Here is a 17,554-nt window from a genome sequence, read left to right on the forward strand (position 1 = left end):
GCTGTTATAACATAACCAAAGCCGACTTATCCCCTTGTTGCGTCGTCCCACCCTTCCGCCATGGCTCGCCGGAGCCCTCTGCATCATCCTTGCGACAATGCCGAGGGTTGAGGCCGCCCCCGTGCGCATCGTCTGCGCGGAAGCGGTCTGGTGCGACATCGCAACGCAGATCGGCGGCCCTGCTGTCAGCACCGAGGCGCTCGTCGTTTCGACGCGGGCCGACCCGCATGACATCGCCACCACGCCCGCCATGGCGCGTGCCGTCGCGCAGGCGGATATCCTCGTCCTGAACGGGGCGGAATACGACCCCTGGGCCGGCGCGCTGGCCGAAGCATCCGGCGGGGAAGCGCCGATGGTCCTGAATGTCGGGCAGATCGGCCATTGGCGGGAAGGTGACAACCCCCACCTGTTCGACGATCTCGAGACCACGCGCCTCTTCGCCGCCCATCTCACAGCCGTGCTGACACAACGTCGCCCCGACGCGCAGGAGGCTCTCGCCCGGCGCGCCGATTCGTTCACCCATATCGTCGCCGGGTTGCAGACACGCGAACAGGCGATGGCGAACCGTCTCCGCGGTCGCACGGTCGCCATGACGGAACCGATCGGCGGAGCGCTCCTCTCCGCGCTCGGCATTCGCGTCATCGACGATCGCCTTGCTCTTGCGATGATGCACCGGAACGATCCCGCGCCGCGCGATGTGGCGATGGTCGAAGCCGCTCTCCGGACTCATCAGGTCGGAGCATTGATCGTCAATCCGAACGTGACGAACCCATCGGCGGACCGTCTGGCCGACGTGGCCCGGCAGGCGCGGGTGCCCATCATCAGCATGACGGAGATACCCCCGCCCGGTCGTCACTGGCAGGACTGGATCGGTGACCGGCTGGACGCTCTGGGCCACGTCACCGGCGCACCTTCGTGACGAATGCCGTCGTCTTTCATGACGTAACCCTGCGTCAGGGCGCGCGCGTGCTCGTCCGGCATGTCAGTCTGGCGCTGCCCGCCGGCGCCTTCGCCCTGCTCCGTGGCGCGAACGGCACCGGCAAGACGACACTGCTGCGCACGCTCATGGGCCTGCATCCTGTCGCCGAAGGCCACATCACCATCCTGAACGCTCCCCCCGCGCAGGCGCGCCAGCGCATCGGCTACCTGCCGCAGATGCGTCAGCTACCCGCACCGCAGCTCGAAGGCCGGGCACTGGTGGCCGCCGCATGGCGCGGCACACGCTGGGGCCTGCCCGTGCTCGGCCGCACCGGTCGCGCGGCTGTCGATCGCGCGCTCAGGCTGGCGGATGCCGAAAAACTGGCGCGTCAGCCCGTCGCCCAGCTTTCCGGCGGCGAACGCCAGCGCCTCGCCCTCGCCCAGACCCTGCTGAACCAACCACCGCTCCTGCTGCTGGACGAACCGCTGGCAGGGCTGGACACCGAACGGCAGGTGGAGACGGCCACACTGCTCGGGCGGCTGCATCGCGAGTCGGATATGACCATCCTGGTCTCCGTCCATGGCGAAACGGCGCTGGACCGTTTCGCCACCCACGAGATCATTCTGGAGGGTGCCAGCGCGGCATTGCGCGATGCTCGAATTTGAATTCATGCGCCACGCCTTTCTGGCCGCGGCGGCGGTCGCCCTGCTTTGCGGTCCGGTCGGCTGGTTTCTGGTCCTGCGCGGCCAGAGCTTCGCCGGGCACGCACTGTCGCACATCGCCTTCGCCGGCGCGACGGGCGCGGTGCTGATCGGCATCGCACCGTTGCTGGGCATGACGCTTGCCGCCGGCCTGGCGGGCATCGCACTGGGCTGGGAAGCACCGGCCGGCACGCCTCGCGCCTCGCGCTTCACATCCGGCCGCGACAGCGCGACCGGGTTGGTGCTTGCCGCCAGCCTGGGTGTCGGAACGCTGTTCCTGCAATGGAGCAACGCCCCGTCCAGCAGCGCGACGGCGCTCCTCTTCGGCAACGTGCTCGGCGTGAACAGGCTGACACTCCTCCTGCTGGGCGGCCTGACCACCACAGGCATCCTTGCCCTGGCCGTCATCGCCCGACCGCTGCTTTTCGTCAGCCTCGATCCGGACATGGCGGCGGCGCGCGGCGCGCCCGTGCGTCTGGTCTCGGTCGCGTTCATGGTGCTTGTCGCATTATCGAGCGCCGTCTGCGCGGAAGTAACGGGCATCCTGCTCGCCTTCAGCCTGCTGGTCGGCCCGGCGGCGACCATGCTCCGTCTGGGACTGGCGCCATGGCCGGGTGCGCTGGGCGCGGCACTGCTCGCCCTGGGGCTGGCATGGAGCGGTCTGGCGCTATCGTGGTGGACGGACGCGCCCGTCTCGTTCTGGATCGCCGCGCTGGCGGCGCTCACCTACTTCGCGGCGCGTTTCTACTGCGGCAGGTGCCAGTCGATATAGGTGACGAGCGCGATGAAGGCCGCGAGGATCAGGTGCATGATCAGCAGGGCGCGATAGCCGATCACCGGCACGTCGGACGTCACTTTGGGCGTTGGCATCGTCTTCGTCTCTTCCGGATTTCGGCACGCGATGAAGGGACGTGGGACCGATCCCCATGTCCATTCCTTCCGAATGGATCATGACAGTCCTGATGCTCATCGGCAAGCATCCGGCAGGAATCACCGATCGTTCACGCGCCGGAATGTGACAAAAGGCACGATAAACGTTATTCCTGCACAATCCGTGTTACGATGCAGCATGCACGAATAGCAGCGACACATCACGCACCGCTTCCATCGTTTCGATAGCGGCGCGCTCCCGCAACGATCGTTCCAACGGGAAACCTTCGTCATGCGCTGGAAAACCATTTCGATCACGAGCGGTTAAGGGAAACATGTCATACAGTAACGCTTCTTCAAGCCAGCCTCCTTCCCCCCCATCGGATCATGCCATCGAGGTGTCGCCGAACGCCAAGCTCGTCCTGATGCTCGCCGCCGTCGTGGCGGCCGTCTGCGGCGGCCTCTACGGTTACGATACCGGCATCATCTCCGGCGCGCTGCTGTTGATCAGCAAGGATTTCCATCTCAGCAGCAGCATGCAGGAAATGGTGACCTCCGCCATCCTGCTGGGCGCGATCATCGGCGCCTTCATCGCCGGCGGCCTGTCGGAGAAATACGGACGCCGCCGCTGCACCATGATCGTCAGCGCCGTGTTCGTCGTCGGCGCCTCCGCCTGCGCCTTCGCGCCCGATGTCTGGACCCTGATCGTCGCGCGTATCTTCCTGGGCTTCGCCGTCGGCGGCTCGACGCAGGTCGTGCCGATGTACATCTCCGAACTTGCCCCCGCGGAACGCCGCGGCGGATTGGTCACGATGTTCAACGTCGCCATCGGTCTGGGCATCCTGCTCGCGAATATCGTCGGTTTCGCAGCACGTGAGGCCTGGGGCTGGCGACCGATGGTGGGGCTGGCCGCCATCCCCGCCGCCGTCGTGTTCGTCTCGATGTTCTTCCTGCCGAAAAGCCCCCGCTGGACGGCGGAAAACGAAGGCATGAAGCGCGCCATCATCGAACTGGGCCGCATCCGCACCTCCAAGCGCGCCATCCGCAAGGAAGTGCAGGAAATGCGCGAAAGCGCGGAGAACGTCGACCCGCGCAACCGTGGCTGGCGCGGCCTGTTCCGCCCCTGGGTGCGTCCCGCGCTCGTGGCGGCGCTGGGCGTGGCATTCTTCACGCAGTGCGGCGGACTGGAGATGATGATCTACTACGCGCCGACATTCCTGCGGGATGCAGGCTTCGGCTCCTCCTCCGCGCTGCTGGCCTCGCTCGGCGTCGCCATCGTCTACTGCATCATGACCTTCACGGGCTGCATGATCGTGGACCGCGTGGGCCGTCGTCGCCTCATGCTCATCATGGGCCCGGGCTCGGTCGCCAGCCTGATCGGGCTGGGCATTGTCTTCGCCGCGCACCCCGCGCCGGGCAGCATCGGCTCCTATCTGGTCATCGTGTTCCTGCTGGCCTTCATGGCGTTCAACTCCGGCGGCATCCAGGTCTGCGGCTGGCTCCTGGGCGCGGAGATGTTTCCCCTCTCCATGCGCGGTCAGGCAACCAGTCTGCACGCCGCCATGCTCTGGGGATCGGACCTTCTGGTCACCGGCACGGCACTGACGCTGGTCAAGCTGATTACGCTCGGCGGCACGATGTGGTTCTATGCCGGCGTCAATCTGGCATCCGTGCTGTTCGTCTTCTTCCTCGTGCCCGAAACATCCGGCGCAACGCTTGAGGATATCGAACTGGCCCTGCATCAGAAGCGCTTCCGGCCCACGCGCGGGAACACCCGCATCGTGGAGAGCGACAGTGATTCCGTCGCCAATGCGGAGGCCGCGGCCTGACGGATCGCATGACGGCGGGGCTCACCCGGCCCCGCCTTCGTCAATTCATTACGGGGCTGGCCCTTTCCAGCCCGAACAGCGGCATATCGATCAGCATGCGTATCGCCAAAATCCGTCGCTACCCTTATGAGGGAGAAACGATGGAAGCCATAACTGGAAGCGATGAATGTTCGATATTGGGACACTGACGGAAGAAGACGTCGCGCACGATCCCGGTGCCTGGCACTACGCGACGCATCACGACCTGAACGCCCTGATGGCCATGTTCACCCTGGCCAATATCCTGCACACCGCACGCAAGACAAAAGAAGCCAGCCGCTTCTACCGCGTCGCCTACGACATGCACTCCAAAAACCCGACGCATTACCCGCTGGCGCAATCCCTTCTTCAGGTCCGCCTTCTTTGCCTGCTGAAATCCGGCATGCCGCTGCCGGACGAGGAACTCGAGGAACTCCAGACCCTGAGTCCCGCGATGTATCGCTACATCACCGGTATCCGCGCGGCATGGGCGGAAGGCGACAACGAACGCGCGCTCTCGATCATGGGAAGCTGCTACGAAGCGTTCCATACCGGAGAGGAATGCGACTGCCTCTATCTGGAAATCGCCCTGAAACAACAGGAGGAAATCTTTCATCCGTCCCGCCGGCCCATACCGGAAAAGCTCTATATGTTCTGGGACAAGGCGCCCCCGCCGGAAATCCAGCAGAACATCACCTATCATCAGGAACTGCTCGGCGCGGACTACAAGATCTATTCCTACGACGAAGCGGCCGCTTTCCTTGAGGATTTCTACGGCGCGGAGGCACGCGACCTGTTTCTCGGCGCACGACATCCTGCCGAAGCGGCGGATTTCTTCCGCGTGCACGCCATCAATACGCATGGCGGATGGTGGCTGGATGCCGACCTACGCCTGAAAGACGCCAGCGTCCTGAAGTCCAACCATGAAAACCGGTTCTACCTGACCGACAACTTCTACATCCATAACGATTTCTACGGCGCGATCGCGAATTCGCCGGTGACGGAAGACTGCCTGCTCTCCCTGTACCGTAACAGCTACCTGCATAAGGACCTGTATATCGCCTACAAGACCGGTCCGGGCATCTTCAATCGCGCCCTGAACAGGTTGATCTACCGTAACCTGTCATTTCAACGATCGGCCTCGGTCCGGGTCGATGGCCAGAGCCAGTTCCTGGCGGCCGTCGAGGAATTCGAGACCCCCTACAAGCACAACCTGCCGAACTGGCAGCTCTCCTGAGAAGAGCGGTGCCGATGCCCTGATCGTGGCATCGGCATCCGGCCATCAGCCCCCGAGTTGGGTTCTGAGTTGCGGCAGGATTTCGAAGAGATCCCCGACCAGACCATAATCCGCAACGCCGAAGATCGGTGCTTCAGGATCCGAGTTGATCGCCACGATGGTCTTGCTGTCCTTCATGCCGGCAAGATGCTGGATCGCGCCGGACAACCCGACGGCGATATAAAGGTCCGGCGCCACGATCTTGCCAGTCTGCCCGACCTGCATCTCGTTGGGCGCGAAGCCTGAATCGACCGCCGCGCGGGACGCGCCGATGGCGGCCCCCAGCCTGTCGGCAATCGGCTCCAGCAGCTTGAAATTCGCAGCGTCCTTCAGTCCCCGACCACCGGAAATCACCACCCGCGCCGATTCCAGTTCCGGCCGGTCCGACTTCGTCAGTTCGACGCCGACAAATTCCACATCCGGCACTTCGACGGCTGCGGAAACCTCCTCGATGCCCGCAGCGCCACCTTCGGACGCCGCCGGCAGGAAGTTCGCACCACGAACCGTCAACACTTTCTTCGCATCCCTGGAGCGAACGGTCGACAGCGCATTGCCGGCATAGATCGGCCGCACGAACGTTTCCGCATCGAGGATGTCAACAACCTCGGTAATCGGCTGCACATCCAGTAGCCCGGCCAGACGCGGCAGCACGTTCTTGCCGAATGCCGTCGCCGCTGCCAGCAGATGGCTGTAATCCGGCGCCCTGTCCGCGATCAGGGCCGCAATCGTCTCGGCCAGCGGCGGCAGGTCGGCATGCAGGACCTTGCGCACGCCCTCCACCCTGGCGGCAGCATCCGCGCCCGGTCCCACGACCAGCACATCCACCTCGCCGAAGGCGCGTGCCGCGGTGACGGCGGAACGACTGGCCTGCTTGACCGCGCCGTTTTCGATCTCGACCAGAACCAGAGACGTCATGTTCAGATCACCTTCGCTTCGTCACGCAGTTTTTCGATCAGCTCGGCAACATCACCGACCTTCACGCCAGCCTTGCGCACCGGCGGCTCCACGACCCTGATCGTCTCCAGACGGGGTGCGAAATCAACACCAAGCGTATCGGCGGCAATGGTCTCCAGCGGCTTCTTCCGTGCCTTCATGATGTTGGGCATCGTGGCATAGCGCGGCTCGTTCAGGCGCAGGTCGGTCGTCACGACGGCCGGCAGCGCCAGCCTGACCGTCTCCAGACCGCCATCGACCTCGCGCTTCACCTCGATCCGGCCATCCGCGACCGTCACGGTGTTGGCGAACGTGCCCTGCGGCCAGTTCAGCCTCGCCGCCAGAATCTGCCCGGTCGCGTTCATGTCGTCGTCGATGGCCTGCTTGCCCATGACGACCAGCCCCGGATTCTCCCGATCGACAACCGCCTGCAACAGCTTGGCAACGCCAAGCGGCTCCAGAGCCGCGTCGGTCTGCACCAGAACGGCGCGATCCGCCCCCATGGCCATTGCCGTACGAAGAATGGCCTGCGCATCCGTCACGCCGATCGATACGACGACGATTTCGCTCGCCACGCCTTTTTCCTTCAGGCGCACCGCTTCCTCGACTGCAATCTCGTCGAACGGATTCATCGACATCTTGACGCCCTGCGTCTCCACGCCGCTGCCATCCGCCTTCACACGCGGCTTGACGTTGTAATCCACCACCCGCTTGACCGGGACCAAAATCTTCATTGCCCTCACCCTGTCGACCTGGGAATTTGCGAAACGTTCTTAATACAGATTTACCGGCACGTCACATGCCCACCGGATAATTCGGACCACCCCCGCCTTCCGGCGTGCACCACTCGATATTCTGCGTCGGGTCCTTGATGTCGCAGGTTTTGCAATGCACGCAATTCTGCGCATTGATCTGCAACGCCATGTCGTTACCCTGCTGCACGGCCTCATAAACACCCGCCGGACAATAACGGCTCTCCGGCGAACGGAAGACATCCCAGTTGACCGTCCGCCACATCGACGGATTGCGCAGCTTCAGATGCGGCGGCTGGTCTTCCTCGTGATTGGTGCCCGAAAGAAACACGGAAGACGGCAGATCGAACGTCAGTTCGCCATCCGGCTTCGGATAATCGATCGGCGGGCTCAGGCTCGCGGGCAACGTGGTCTCGTTATCGGCATGGTCGAAATGCAGCGTCCACGGCGCGCGGCCACGCAGGATCATGCTGTCGATCCCCGCATAGAGCGCCCCGAGCTTCATGCCCCATTTCGCAAAAGCCGGCCGGATATTGCGGACACCGCGCAGTTCGTCCCACAGCCAGGACTGCCGCACCAGATGCGTGTAGGCGCCCGCCTCGCGCCGCTCGGCCTTCAGGGCCTGCGCCACAGCTTCCGCCGCGAGCATGCCAGACTTCATGGCCGTATGCGTGCCCTTGATCTTCGGCACATTCAGGAAGCCCGCCGAATCACCCGTCAGAACGCCGCCCGGGAAAGACAGACGCGGGATGGACTGCAACCCACCTTCCGACAAGGCCCGCGCACCGTAGATCAGCCGACGACCACCCTCGAAATGCGGCCGGAACGCCGGATGGGTCTTGACCCGCTGCATTTCGTTGAAGGGCGACAGCCACGTATTGCGGTAATCCAGCCCCGTCACGAAGCCATAGGAAACAAGGTTGTCGCCGAAGTGATACAGCCAGGCGCCGCCATAGGTCCTGTCGTCCAGCGGCCAGCCGAAGCTGTGCTGCACAAGACCGGGACGATGCTTTTCGGCCGGAATCTCCCAGACCTCCTTGACGCCGAGACCATAGGTCTGCGGATCGACGCCATCGCGCAGGCCGAACAGCTTCATGGCCTTCTGGCTGAGCGAGCCGCGCACGCCTTCCGCCAGGATCGTCTGCCGGGCGCGCAGGATCATGCCCGGCGCAAAATTCGGACCCTGCTCGCCCGATCTGGTGATTCCCATATCGCCGGTGATCACACCTGCCAGACGTCCATCCTCGATGAACAGATCGGCCCCCGCGAAACCGGGATAGATCTCGATGCCCATGGTCTCGGCCTGCGCCCCGAGCCAACGGCAGACCTCACCCAGCGACACCACGTAATTGCCGTGATTGTTCATGTGGGGCATCACGCGGTCGAGATAGGGGATCGCGTAGCTTTTGCTTTCGGTCAGGAAGAGCATGCTCTCTTCCGAGACCTGCGTGCGCAACGGCGCATCGCGATCCTGCCAGTCGGGCAGCAGTTCGGCGAGCGCACGCGGCTCGATCACCGCGCCGGAAACGATATGCGCGCCAACCTCGCTGCCTTTCTCGACAACGCAGATGCTCGCCTCCGGCATCAACTGGCGCAGACGGATCGCCGCGGACAGGCCAGCCGGACCGCCGCCGATCACCAGCGCGTCGAACTCCATCTCCTCGCGTTCGATAGCCGTCATGTTCTCGTCTCTCTTAAAATTCGCGGCGCGTAAACGTCCAGTAAAAGGGCGTGCGACCTTCACGCCAGGCTTTTGCCTCGTAACGCGTCGGCGACCAGCCTTCCGGGCGCTCGCCACGTGCCGGTTCCGCCATGTCGAACAGATCCTGCGCGCCCATCACCTCCGTCACCCAGTCCTGATAGACGGGATGATCGCTGGCAATGCGCCAGATCCCGCCCGGACGCAATACACGGGCGATCTCCCGAATATTCTCGGGATGCACGAAACGCCGCTTGGCATGCCGCGCCTTCGGCCACGGGTCCGGAAACATCAGATAGACACGCCCCAGCGCGCCATCCGGCAGGGCCTTGAGCAGCTGGCGTGCGTCATCGGGCCAGATGCGGAAATGCGCGGGTGGAACAGCCCGTTCCTCCTCGCCTTCCAGCACAAGCCGCGACAGAAGCGAACACAGCCCGTTTTCGAAGACCTCCGAGGCGATATAACCCACCGTCGGGTTCGCCTCGGACTGTCCCAGCGCGTGCTCGCCACCGCCGAAACCGATTTCAAGCCAGATATCGGCCGTATCACCGCCGAAAACAGCGCGCGGATCGTGCGCCCGCTCTTCCGTCAGGCGCAGGCGCGGCAACGCCATGTCCAGCAGACGCTGCTGGCGCGCGCGCAGGGGATGGCCGCGCTGGCGGCCATAAAGCCGCTCGGGTTGCGGCTTGAGGGTCGTTGTATCCGACAGTGTCAGAGCCTCAGCGGTTGAAGGCACCGCGCAGGCCATCGACCAGATCGGCGTTTTCCCACGTGAAGTTGTCCAGCGCCGGGTCCGGCACGCGACCGAAGTGACCATAGGCCGAGGTCTTGACGTAGATCGGACGGTTCAGGCGCAGATGCTTGCGAATGCCGCGCGGCGACAGGTCCATCAGCTCATAGAGAACCTGGCCCAGACGCGCCTCGTCCACATCCTTGCCCGTGCCGTCGAGGTCCACATACACCGACAGCGGCTTGGATACGCCGATGGCGTAGGAAAGCTGGATCGTGCAGCGATCGGCCAGACCCGAGGCAACCACGTTCTTGGCGAGATAGCGGGCGGCATAGGCTGCCGAGCGATCCACCTTGGTCGGGTCCTTGCCGGAGAACGCACCGCCGCCATGCGGGGCCGCGCCACCATAGGTGTCGACGATGATCTTGCGACCCGTCAGACCCGCATCCCCGTCCGGACCGCCGATGACGAAATTGCCGGTCGGATTCACATAGAATTCCTCCTCCGGGCACATCCAGCCTTCGGGCAGAACCTCGCGCACGACCTCGCGCAGCATCTCGCGAATGGTGTTCTGGCGCATGCCTTCGACATGCTGCGTTGAGATCACGACCGAGGTCGCGCCCACCGGCTTGCCGTCCACGTAACGCAGCGTCACCTGGCTCTTGGCATCCGGCAGCAGGCCCACGCCACGCGCATCGCCGTTCTTGCGATAGTCACGCACCTTCTCGAGGATCGTCTGCGCATAGAACAGCGGCGCCGGCATCAGATGCTCTGTCTCGCGCGTCGCGAAACCGAACATGATGCCCTGGTCCCCCGCGCCCTCGTCCTTCTCGCCCGCGCTATCGACGCCGACGGCGATGTCAGCGGACTGCGCATGCAGATAGGAGGTGATGTCGGCCGTCTTCCAGGAGAAACCTTCCTGATCGTAGCCGATGTCCTTAATCGCATCGCGCGCGCGCTCGATCAGCAGTTCCTGCGTGATGGCGGCCGGGCCGCGCACTTCACCGGCCAGGATAACGCGGTTGGTCGTGCACAGGGTCTCGCACGCAACGCGGGCTTCCGGATCGGCCTCGAGATAAGCATCCAGCACCGTATCGCTGATACGATCGGACACCTTGTCCGGATGACCTTCGGAAACGGATTCCGATGTGAACAGAAAATCGCCGTAGTTACGCATTGATCTTCCCGTGACCTCTCAGCAAGCGGGGTAGCGGCGCGGGGGCCGCAGGGAGATTGGACTGGGCCGAATGCCACATTCCGAAAGCGCACGGCTTGACGGAACTAGCCCTTCGGGTCAAGTCATTTGCAACAAGAAATCCGATTATGCCGCCTGCGCGCACGCTTCAGGTCAGGACATCGGCCATCGCATACAGCCCCGGCGCACGGCCATACAGCCATCGCGCGGCCTTGACGGCACCCTGCGCGAAAACCCGCCGGTCGAAGGCTCGATGGGACAGAACGATCTGTTCCGTGCCGGATGTCAGCACCAGACTGTGCTCGCCAACGACCTGCCCACCACGCAACGAGGCAAAGCCGATCTCACCGTTACCCCGCCTGCCGCGCCGGTCCACGCTCCGGACGTCGGCAAGCGACACGCCGCGTCCTTCCGCGACCGCCGCACCGATCGCCAGCGCCGTGCCGGAAGGCGCGTCGACCTTCTGGCGATGATGCATCTCCAGAATCTCGGCATCATATTCCGCGCCCGACAATGCCGCGCCAAGCTGGCGCGCCAGATCGAGCACCATCGTCAGGCCCGGCGCGAAATTGGCGGCCTGCAACACCGGAACGCGCCGTGACGCCTCAAGAACCGCCACTTCCGCCCTGTCATCCAGACCTGTCACACCGACAACCCAGGGGCATCCGGCATCAGCGAAAATGCGTGCGTGGTGGATCACCGTATCGGGGTGGGAAACGTCGATAATGACGTCGCAGGATGCGGCGAATATCGCAGCATCGTCCGTGATCTGCCGCGTCGCGTCGCATGTCCGCGACAGTCCCCCCGCGAGAATCTGCCCCGCCGCGGGAATTTCCACCGCGCAAAGGGCACCAAGACGACCTGTTATTCCGGCAACGCCGATACGGAGCTTGTTCATCCCGCCATCATAACCGGAGATCGCCGCGCCAGACCACGGGCTTTCATTCAAGCAGAAGCGCCCACCGCTCATGATCGCGCCACGCACCACCGATTTTCAGATAACGAGGCGAATAACCTTCCTTCTGGAAGCCGACCCGCCGAACGAGCGCAATGGACGCATGATTTTCGGGCTGGATATTCGCTTCCAGACGATGCAGGCCCAATTCCCGTGCCGCGTGGGCGCAGCTCTGGCGCAGCGCCTCGGTCATCAGCCCCCGCCGCGCATAGCCCACCATACCGTAATAGCCGAGATAGTCGCTACGAAACGTGCCCAGCACGATCTGACTGATCGTCAACACGCCGACAATGCCGTCACTGCGCTTGTCCCGTGCGACGAGCCCGACATTCGGCCCGCTGACGCCCTGGGTAAACCATGCCTCGAAGCCTGCCTGATCGGTAAAGGGCGATACCCACGGCGCATGGTAGTCGCGACTGGCAAGATTGGCCGCCACAAGCGCCGCCGCATCGGCCCGGCGCACGGGACTGAGCACTACGGCCACGACATCAGCCCCTTTGGAAACACGCCCGGAAAACGATCTTTAAAACGATCTTTAAAACGATCTTTTCCGGGCATCGGATCAGACCTTGCCCTCGAAGAAATCGCGGACCTTGGAGAAGAATCCGGCGTTTTCCGGACTGCCTTTCGCATGATCCTGCCCGGCTGCTTCCGTCTCGAATTCTTCCAGCAACTCCCGCTGACGCTTGCTCAGATGCGCCGGCGTCTCGACGACAACCTGAATATACATATCGCCCCGCGCGGATGAACGCAGGACGGAGAAACCCTTGCCGCGCAAGCGGAAGTTCTCGCCCGTCTGCGTGCCGGCCGGAATCTTGACCTTGCTGCGGCTGCCATCGATCACCGGCACCTCGATCTCCGTGCCGAGCGCCGCCTGCGTCATGCGCAGCGGCACGCGGCAATAGATGTTGGCCCCATCGCGCTGGAAGATATCGTGCGAACTGACGGCAACGTGGACATACAGATCGCCCGGCTGCACGCCCTTGCCGCCCGATTCGCCTTCGCCCGACATGCGGATACGCGTGCCATCCTCGACACCCGCCGGGATGCGGATTTCGATGGTGCGCGTTTCTTCTTCCGTACCGGTGCCATGGCAGAACGTGCAGGGATCGCGCACGATCTTGCCAGCACCATGACAGGTCGGGCAGGCACGCTCGACCAGGAAGAACCCCTGCTGCGCACGGACCTTGCCGGCGCCGTGACAGGTCGGGCACGTCGTGCTGCCCGCATCGGGATCCGACGACCCGGATCCGTCACACGCCGAGCATGTAACCCGCGTCCGGACCTCGACCGGCCTGGTGACGCCAGTGAATGCTTCGGTAAGGCTGATCTCGACCTGAACCTGAACGTCCGCGCCGCTCCGGCGCCCGCCGCCACGACGGCCACCCATCATGTCGCCAAACATCTGATCGAAGATGTCGCCGAGACCACCCCCGCCGAAGCCACCAAAGCCGCCAGCACCACCCATGCCGCCGCCCTCGAAGGCATCATGGCCGAAACGATCGTAGGCCGCCCGCTTCTGGTCGTCCTTCAGGACGTCATAAGCCTCGTTGACATCCTTGAACCGTGCCTCGGCTTCGTGATCGCCAGGGTTACGGTCGGGGTGATAACGCATCGCCTGTTTGCGATAGGCTTTCTTCAACTCGTCCGGCGTCGCGGTGCGCGACACTTCGAGAACAGCATAAAAATCGAGCTTGGTGGCCATCGGAGCCTCGGTCAGGGGGTCCAGAAAATCGAAGCGCCCGTCTCCGCCATGTCTGGTGGAAGAACGGGCGCCCGGAAGACGAAAAGTCTCAATGCATCACGGGGCGGGCGTATTCCCACACCCACCCCGCGGCGCAGATCAGTGCTTCTTGTCTTCCACGTCTTCGAAGTCGGCATCGACGACATTTTCATCCGCCGGACCGGCATGAGCCTCGCCACCCGGCGCACCTTCCGCGCCCTGACCGGCGCTGTAGGCAGCCTGACCGACCTTCATCGCGGCCTGCGTCAGGCGCTCCGTCGCGGACTTCAGCGCTTCCGGATCGGAACCGTTCAGTGCTTCGCGTACCGCAGCGATCGCGGACTCGGCATCGGCCTTGTCATTGGCCGCAACCTTGTCGCCCACTTCCGTCAACGACTTCTCGGTCTGGTGCACGAGGCTCTCGGCATTGTTACGCAGTTCGACCATCTCGCGCTTGGCCTTGTCCGCCGTCGCATTCGCTTCGGCTTCCTTGACCATGCGGTCGATATCGGAGTCGGACAGACCACCAGAAGCCTGGATCTTGATCTGCTGCTCCTTGTTGGTCGCCTTGTCCTTCGCCGAGACATTCACGATGCCGTTGGCGTCGATGTCGAAGGTGACCTCGATCTGCGGCATGCCGCGCGGTGCCGGCGCAATGCCCGTCAGGTCGAAATTGCCCAGCAGCTTATTGTCCGCCGCCATTTCGCGCTCGCCCTGATAGACCTTGATGGTCACGGCGTTCTGGTTGTCCTCGGCCGTCGAGAAGGTCTGGCTCTTCTTCGTCGGGATCGTCGTGTTGCGATCGATCAGACGGGTGAAGACACCACCCAGCGTCTCGATACCCAGCGACAGCGGCGTGACGTCGAGCAGCAGCACGTCCTTCACGTCGCCCTTGAGCACCGCACCCTGCACCGCGGCGCCGATGGCGACCACTTCGTCCGGGTTCACGTTACGCGCCGGCTCCTTGCCGAAGAACTGCTTCACCGTCTCGATGACCTTCGGCATACGCGTCATGCCGCCGACCAGGATGACCTCATCGATTTCCGACGGCGTCACCGAAGCGTCCTTGATCGCGGCGCGACACGGACCAAGCGTGCGCTGGATCAGGTCGTCCACGAGGCTTTCCAGCTTGGCGCGGGAGAGCTTGACCACGAGATGCTTCGGACCCGATGCATCCGCCGTGATGAACGGCAGGTTGATCTCGGTTTCCTTGGCCGAGGACAGCTCGATCTTGGCCTTCTCGGCCGCTTCCTTCAGGCGCTGCAACGCGAGCTTGTCACCACGCAGGTCAATGCCCTGATCGCGCTTGAACTCGTCCGCAAGGTAGTCGATCACGCGATTGTCGAAGTCTTCGCCACCCAGGAACGTGTCGCCGTTCGTGGACTTCACTTCGATCACGCCATCGGAGATCTCGAGGATGGACACGTCGAACGTGCCGCCACCAAGGTCATAGACCGCCACCGTGCCGGAGTCGCGCTTGCCGAGGCCATACGCCAGAGCCGCCGCGGTCGGCTCGTTGATAATGCGCAGGACTTCGAGACCGGCAATCTTGCCCGCATCGCGCGTCGCCTGACGCTGCGCATCGTTGAAGTAGGCCGGAACCGTAATGACCGCCTGGGATACCGGCTCGCCGAGATAGGCTTCGGCGGTTTCCTTCATCTTGCCCAGCACGAAGGCGGAAATCTGCGACGGCGCGTAGTTCTCGCCGCGTGCACGCACCCATGCATCACCATTGTCGCCACGCACGATCTCATAGGGGACCATGCCCTTGTCTTTTTCGACGGTCGGATCGTCGTAACGACGACCGATCAGGCGCTTGACGGCATAAAGCGTGTCGGAAGGATTGGTAACGGCCTGGCGCTTCGCGGCCTGACCGACCAGACGCTCGCCACTGCTGGTGAAAGCCACCATGGACGGCGTGGTGCGTGCGCCTTCGCTGTTTTCGATGACCCGGGTCTCGTCACCTTCGCGAATCGCGACGCAGGAGTTCGTCGTACCGAGATCGATACCGATAACTTTACTCATATGTATCTTCCTTTCAGCGGTGGAAGCCGGCCCTGGAAGGCACCGATCCCCACCCTCGTGATCGCCCCATCGCGGAGACGACCCATTTTCCGCAGGCTAACTTAAGAAAGCCCTAAAAGCGTTTCAAGCCTTACCCGCGATCTTTCGCAAGTCTCCGATCACGCCTGACCGGGCACCGATTCCGGCGATGCCTGCGCCGCGTCGGCCTCGGGCGTGCCCTTGGCAACCACGACCATCGCCGGTTTCAGCAGACGGCCATGCAACGTCCAGGTGGGCGTCCAGGCCTGCATGACAGTGCCCGGCGCATGCTGGTCGCTCGGCTGTTCGGCCATCGCCTGATGATGATTGGCATCGAACGGCTCGCCGAGCGGATGATTACAGGAAATCCCGTTACGCTCCAGAATGCCGAGGAACGAACGTTCCGTCCCCTCGAATCCTTCACGCAGTTTCGTCAGCAGGCTGTCCTCGCCCTCCACCTTCGCCGGCAGGGATGCAACGCCGCGCTGGAGATTTTCCGCCGCCTCGACCACGTCGCGCGCGAATTTCTGCACCGCATACTGCCGCGCATCGTCCACGTCGCGCTTGGCGCGGGCACGCAGGTTCTGCATGTCGGCTTCCGAACGCATCCATTTGTCGCGGAATTCCTCGACCTGCGCCTCCAGTTCCTGGATGCGGGCCGTCGCAGCCTGCATGGTCTCCTCGGGATTTCCGGGCGCCGTTTCATGACCGGCGCTCTCGCCCGCATGGGCCGGCGTCTCGGTGAAGTCGCTCGTGTTCTGGTCGTGTTCAGTCGTCATCGTGGTCGCAACCTCGAAATATCTGCCGCGGCGCCTCGATATCAGCGCGCCGCGCGTGTCCTGGGAAGCCCCGAACCGGCGCATCCCTCGTCAAAGGCGGAAGATGCCGTCCGGAGCGACGGATTGCAAACCGCCCCGTTTGGGCGCGGCCTCAGCTTGGGGTATAGGTGGCGGCGAAGCGCCGAATGCCAACCCCAAAAGTTGGATATCCATCGGTTTTACCGCATCTATTTTTCGTATCGGACGAACCCGTCATGGAGACGACCAAGCACACCATCGCCTTGGTGGACGACGACCGCAACATCCTGACCTCGGTGCAGATGACGCTGGAGGCGGAAGGATTCACCGTCCACACCTATACGGATGGCGAAGCCGCCCTGCAGGGTATCGCCGCGCGTCCGGTCAGCCTGGCGGTGCTGGATATCAAGATGCCGCGCATGGACGGCATGGAACTGCTGCAACGCCTGCGGGCGCGCTCACCCCTCCCCGTGATCTTCCTGTCATCGAAGGATGAGGAACTGGACCAGTTGATGGGCCTCCGGCTGGGCGCGGACGATTACATCACCAAGCCCTTCTCCCAACGCCTGCTGCTGGAGCGCATCCGCGCCCTCCTCCGTCGCCAGGATGCCGTCCGGGCGGAGGCCAACGGCATGGGCAGCGGCACCGGCGCGATGGTGCGCGGCAGCCTGACGCTGGACGAGACACGCCACCAGTGCCTCTGGGCCGGCAAGGACATCCCGCTGACCGTCACGGAATTTCTGCTGGTCAAGGCCCTGGCCACCCGGCCCGGCATGGTGAAATCGCGCGATCAGCTCATCGATGCCGCCTATGGCGAGAACATCTACGTGGATGACCGCACCATCGACAGCCACATCAAGCGCGTGCGCAAGAAGTTCCGGCAGGTCAACGACGATTTCAACCAGATCGAGACGCTGTACGGCATCGGCTACCGCTACAAGGAAGACTGACCCGTCATGGCGTCGCCCCGCGAGAAGCTGCTGAATGCGACGCGCGACGTCCGCCGGGAACGGCGCCTGTGGTTTCGCGCCAGAACCGCGCTGCGCCGCCTGATCGTCTCGGCACGCCAGCACCGTCGGCGAGATGCCGACGTCCTGGCCGATCCGGCATTCAC

The 17,554-nt window shown here is 63.7% G+C and carries 17 protein-coding genes; 6 read left to right on the forward strand and 11 right to left on the reverse strand.

All coding sequences use genetic code 11. From position 1 onward, the window contains the following. Positions 1-97 precede the first annotated feature (97 nt). Genes A0U93_RS07285 through A0U93_RS07295 form a run of 3 tightly spaced genes read left to right on the forward strand, consistent with a single transcriptional unit; the run spans position 98 to position 2,392 of the window. The gene (locus A0U93_RS07285) at positions 98-919 is read left to right on the forward strand and encodes a metal ABC transporter solute-binding protein, Zn/Mn family (protein ID WP_077806753.1); all 822 of its coding nucleotides are present in this window, start codon (positions 98-100) and stop codon (positions 917-919) included. Then, positions 916-1,584, forward strand: coding sequence for an ATP-binding cassette domain-containing protein (locus A0U93_RS07290; protein WP_077806754.1), 669 nt, complete (start codon positions 916-918; stop codon positions 1,582-1,584). Before A0U93_RS07285 ends, A0U93_RS07290 begins: the two co-directional genes overlap by 4 nt. Further along, positions 1,571-2,392, forward strand: a complete 822-nt coding sequence (locus tag A0U93_RS07295) for a metal ABC transporter permease (protein ID WP_077806755.1) — start codon at positions 1,571-1,573, stop codon at positions 2,390-2,392. The genes A0U93_RS07290 and A0U93_RS07295 overlap by 14 nt, the downstream gene beginning before the upstream one ends. On the opposite strand, the gene A0U93_RS16940 is transcribed toward A0U93_RS07295, so the two are convergent. Continuing rightward, positions 2,365-2,490, reverse strand: a complete 126-nt coding sequence (locus A0U93_RS16940; protein ID WP_255318267.1) for a hypothetical protein — start codon at positions 2,488-2,490, stop codon at positions 2,365-2,367. The two genes, A0U93_RS07295 and A0U93_RS16940, sit on opposite strands and share 28 nt — an antisense overlap. Positions 2,491-2,825: 335 nt before the next feature. On the opposite strand from A0U93_RS16940, the gene A0U93_RS07300 reads away from it, so the two are divergent. Continuing rightward, positions 2,826-4,319: a sugar porter family MFS transporter gene (locus A0U93_RS07300; RefSeq protein WP_245825148.1), complete on the forward strand. Its 1,494-nt coding sequence runs from the start codon at positions 2,826-2,828 to the stop codon at positions 4,317-4,319. A gap of 166 nt (positions 4,320-4,485) precedes the next feature. Next, positions 4,486-5,574, forward strand: coding sequence for a glycosyltransferase family 32 protein (locus A0U93_RS07305; protein WP_077806756.1), 1,089 nt, complete (start codon positions 4,486-4,488; stop codon positions 5,572-5,574). A gap of 45 nt (positions 5,575-5,619) precedes the next feature. Here the strand turns inward: A0U93_RS07305 and A0U93_RS07310 are convergent, their stop codons facing one another. The 10 genes from A0U93_RS07310 to A0U93_RS07355 all read right to left on the reverse strand — a co-directional run bounded on the left by A0U93_RS07310 (position 5,620) and on the right by A0U93_RS07355 (position 16,422). Further along, complete coding sequence (locus tag A0U93_RS07310; protein WP_077806757.1) at positions 5,620-6,528, reverse strand: electron transfer flavoprotein subunit alpha/FixB family protein; 909 nt, start codon at positions 6,526-6,528, stop codon at positions 5,620-5,622. Positions 6,529-6,530: 2 nt separating this feature from the next. Then, positions 6,531-7,280, reverse strand: coding sequence for an electron transfer flavoprotein subunit beta/FixA family protein (locus A0U93_RS07315; RefSeq protein WP_077806758.1), 750 nt, complete (start codon positions 7,278-7,280; stop codon positions 6,531-6,533). A 61-nt stretch (positions 7,281-7,341) separates the two neighbouring features. Next, positions 7,342-8,979, reverse strand: a complete 1,638-nt coding sequence (locus tag A0U93_RS07320; protein WP_077806759.1) for an electron transfer flavoprotein-ubiquinone oxidoreductase — start codon at positions 8,977-8,979, stop codon at positions 7,342-7,344. Positions 8,980-8,992: 13 nt separating this feature from the next. Further along, positions 8,993-9,706, reverse strand: coding sequence for a tRNA (guanine(46)-N(7))-methyltransferase TrmB (trmB, locus tag A0U93_RS07325; RefSeq protein WP_245825174.1), 714 nt, complete (start codon positions 9,704-9,706; stop codon positions 8,993-8,995). A 10-nt stretch (positions 9,707-9,716) separates the two neighbouring features. Further along, positions 9,717-10,904: a methionine adenosyltransferase gene (gene metK, locus A0U93_RS07330; RefSeq protein ID WP_077806761.1), complete on the reverse strand. Its 1,188-nt coding sequence runs from the start codon at positions 10,902-10,904 to the stop codon at positions 9,717-9,719. A 166-nt stretch (positions 10,905-11,070) separates the two neighbouring features. Further along, positions 11,071-11,841 (reverse strand): 4-hydroxy-tetrahydrodipicolinate reductase, encoded by a 771-nt coding sequence (gene dapB, locus A0U93_RS07335; RefSeq protein WP_255318270.1) that lies wholly within the window; start codon positions 11,839-11,841, stop codon positions 11,071-11,073. A 22-nt stretch (positions 11,842-11,863) separates the two neighbouring features. Further along, positions 11,864-12,361 carry a GNAT family N-acetyltransferase gene (locus A0U93_RS07340; RefSeq protein WP_077806763.1) on the reverse strand — a complete coding sequence of 166 codons (498 nt, stop codon included), beginning with the start codon at positions 12,359-12,361 and terminating at the stop codon, positions 11,864-11,866. Positions 12,362-12,439: 78 nt separating this feature from the next. After that, positions 12,440-13,582, reverse strand: a complete 1,143-nt coding sequence (gene dnaJ / locus A0U93_RS07345) for a molecular chaperone DnaJ (protein WP_077806764.1) — start codon at positions 13,580-13,582, stop codon at positions 12,440-12,442. 138 nt (positions 13,583-13,720) lie between these two features. After that, positions 13,721-15,625 carry a molecular chaperone DnaK gene (gene dnaK, locus A0U93_RS07350; protein WP_077806765.1) on the reverse strand — a complete coding sequence of 635 codons (1,905 nt, stop codon included), beginning with the start codon at positions 15,623-15,625 and terminating at the stop codon, positions 13,721-13,723. 158 nt (positions 15,626-15,783) lie between these two features. Then, positions 15,784-16,422, reverse strand: coding sequence for a nucleotide exchange factor GrpE (locus A0U93_RS07355; protein WP_077808405.1), 639 nt, complete (start codon positions 16,420-16,422; stop codon positions 15,784-15,786). 254 nt (positions 16,423-16,676) lie between these two features. Here A0U93_RS07355 and A0U93_RS07360 point away from each other — a divergent pair, with 254 nt between their 5' ends. Continuing rightward, the gene (locus A0U93_RS07360) at positions 16,677-17,390 is read left to right on the forward strand and encodes a response regulator transcription factor (RefSeq protein ID WP_077806766.1); all 714 of its coding nucleotides are present in this window, start codon (positions 16,677-16,679) and stop codon (positions 17,388-17,390) included. The last annotated feature ends 164 nt before the right edge of the window (positions 17,391-17,554 follow it).

Source organism: Neoasaia chiangmaiensis (genome assembly GCF_002005465.1).
Lineage (GTDB): Bacteria > Pseudomonadota > Alphaproteobacteria > Acetobacterales > Acetobacteraceae > Neoasaia > Neoasaia chiangmaiensis.

Bases quoted from the DNA above. Each gene is read 5' to 3' on its own strand.
- A0U93_RS07285 (WP_077806753.1), top strand. From the start codon at position 98: ATGCCGAGGGTTGAGGCCGCCCCCGTGCGCATCGTCTGCGCGGAAGCG.
- A0U93_RS07295 (WP_077806755.1), top strand. From the start codon at position 1,571: ATGCTCGAATTTGAATTCATGCGCCACGCCTTTCTGGCCGCGGCGGCG.
- A0U93_RS16940 (WP_255318267.1), bottom strand. From the start codon at position 2,490: ATGCCAACGCCCAAAGTGACGTCCGACGTGCCGGTGATCGGCTATCGC.
- A0U93_RS07300 (WP_245825148.1), top strand. From the start codon at position 2,826: ATGTCATACAGTAACGCTTCTTCAAGCCAGCCTCCTTCCCCCCCATCG.
- A0U93_RS07305 (WP_077806756.1), top strand. From the start codon at position 4,486: ATGTTCGATATTGGGACACTGACGGAAGAAGACGTCGCGCACGATCCC.
- A0U93_RS07310 (WP_077806757.1), bottom strand. From the start codon at position 6,528: ATGACGTCTCTGGTTCTGGTCGAGATCGAAAACGGCGCGGTCAAGCAG.
- A0U93_RS07315 (WP_077806758.1), bottom strand. From the start codon at position 7,280: ATGAAGATTTTGGTCCCGGTCAAGCGGGTGGTGGATTACAACGTCAAG.
- A0U93_RS07320 (WP_077806759.1), bottom strand. From the start codon at position 8,979: ATGACGGCTATCGAACGCGAGGAGATGGAGTTCGACGCGCTGGTGATC.
- metK (WP_077806761.1), bottom strand. From the start codon at position 10,904: ATGCGTAACTACGGCGATTTTCTGTTCACATCGGAATCCGTTTCCGAA.
- dnaJ (WP_077806764.1), bottom strand. From the start codon at position 13,582: ATGGCCACCAAGCTCGATTTTTATGCTGTTCTCGAAGTGTCGCGCACC.
- dnaK (WP_077806765.1), bottom strand. From the start codon at position 15,625: ATGAGTAAAGTTATCGGTATCGATCTCGGTACGACGAACTCCTGCGTC.
- A0U93_RS07355 (WP_077808405.1), bottom strand. From the start codon at position 16,422: ATGACGACTGAACACGACCAGAACACGAGCGACTTCACCGAGACGCCG.
- A0U93_RS07360 (WP_077806766.1), top strand. From the start codon at position 16,677: ATGGAGACGACCAAGCACACCATCGCCTTGGTGGACGACGACCGCAAC.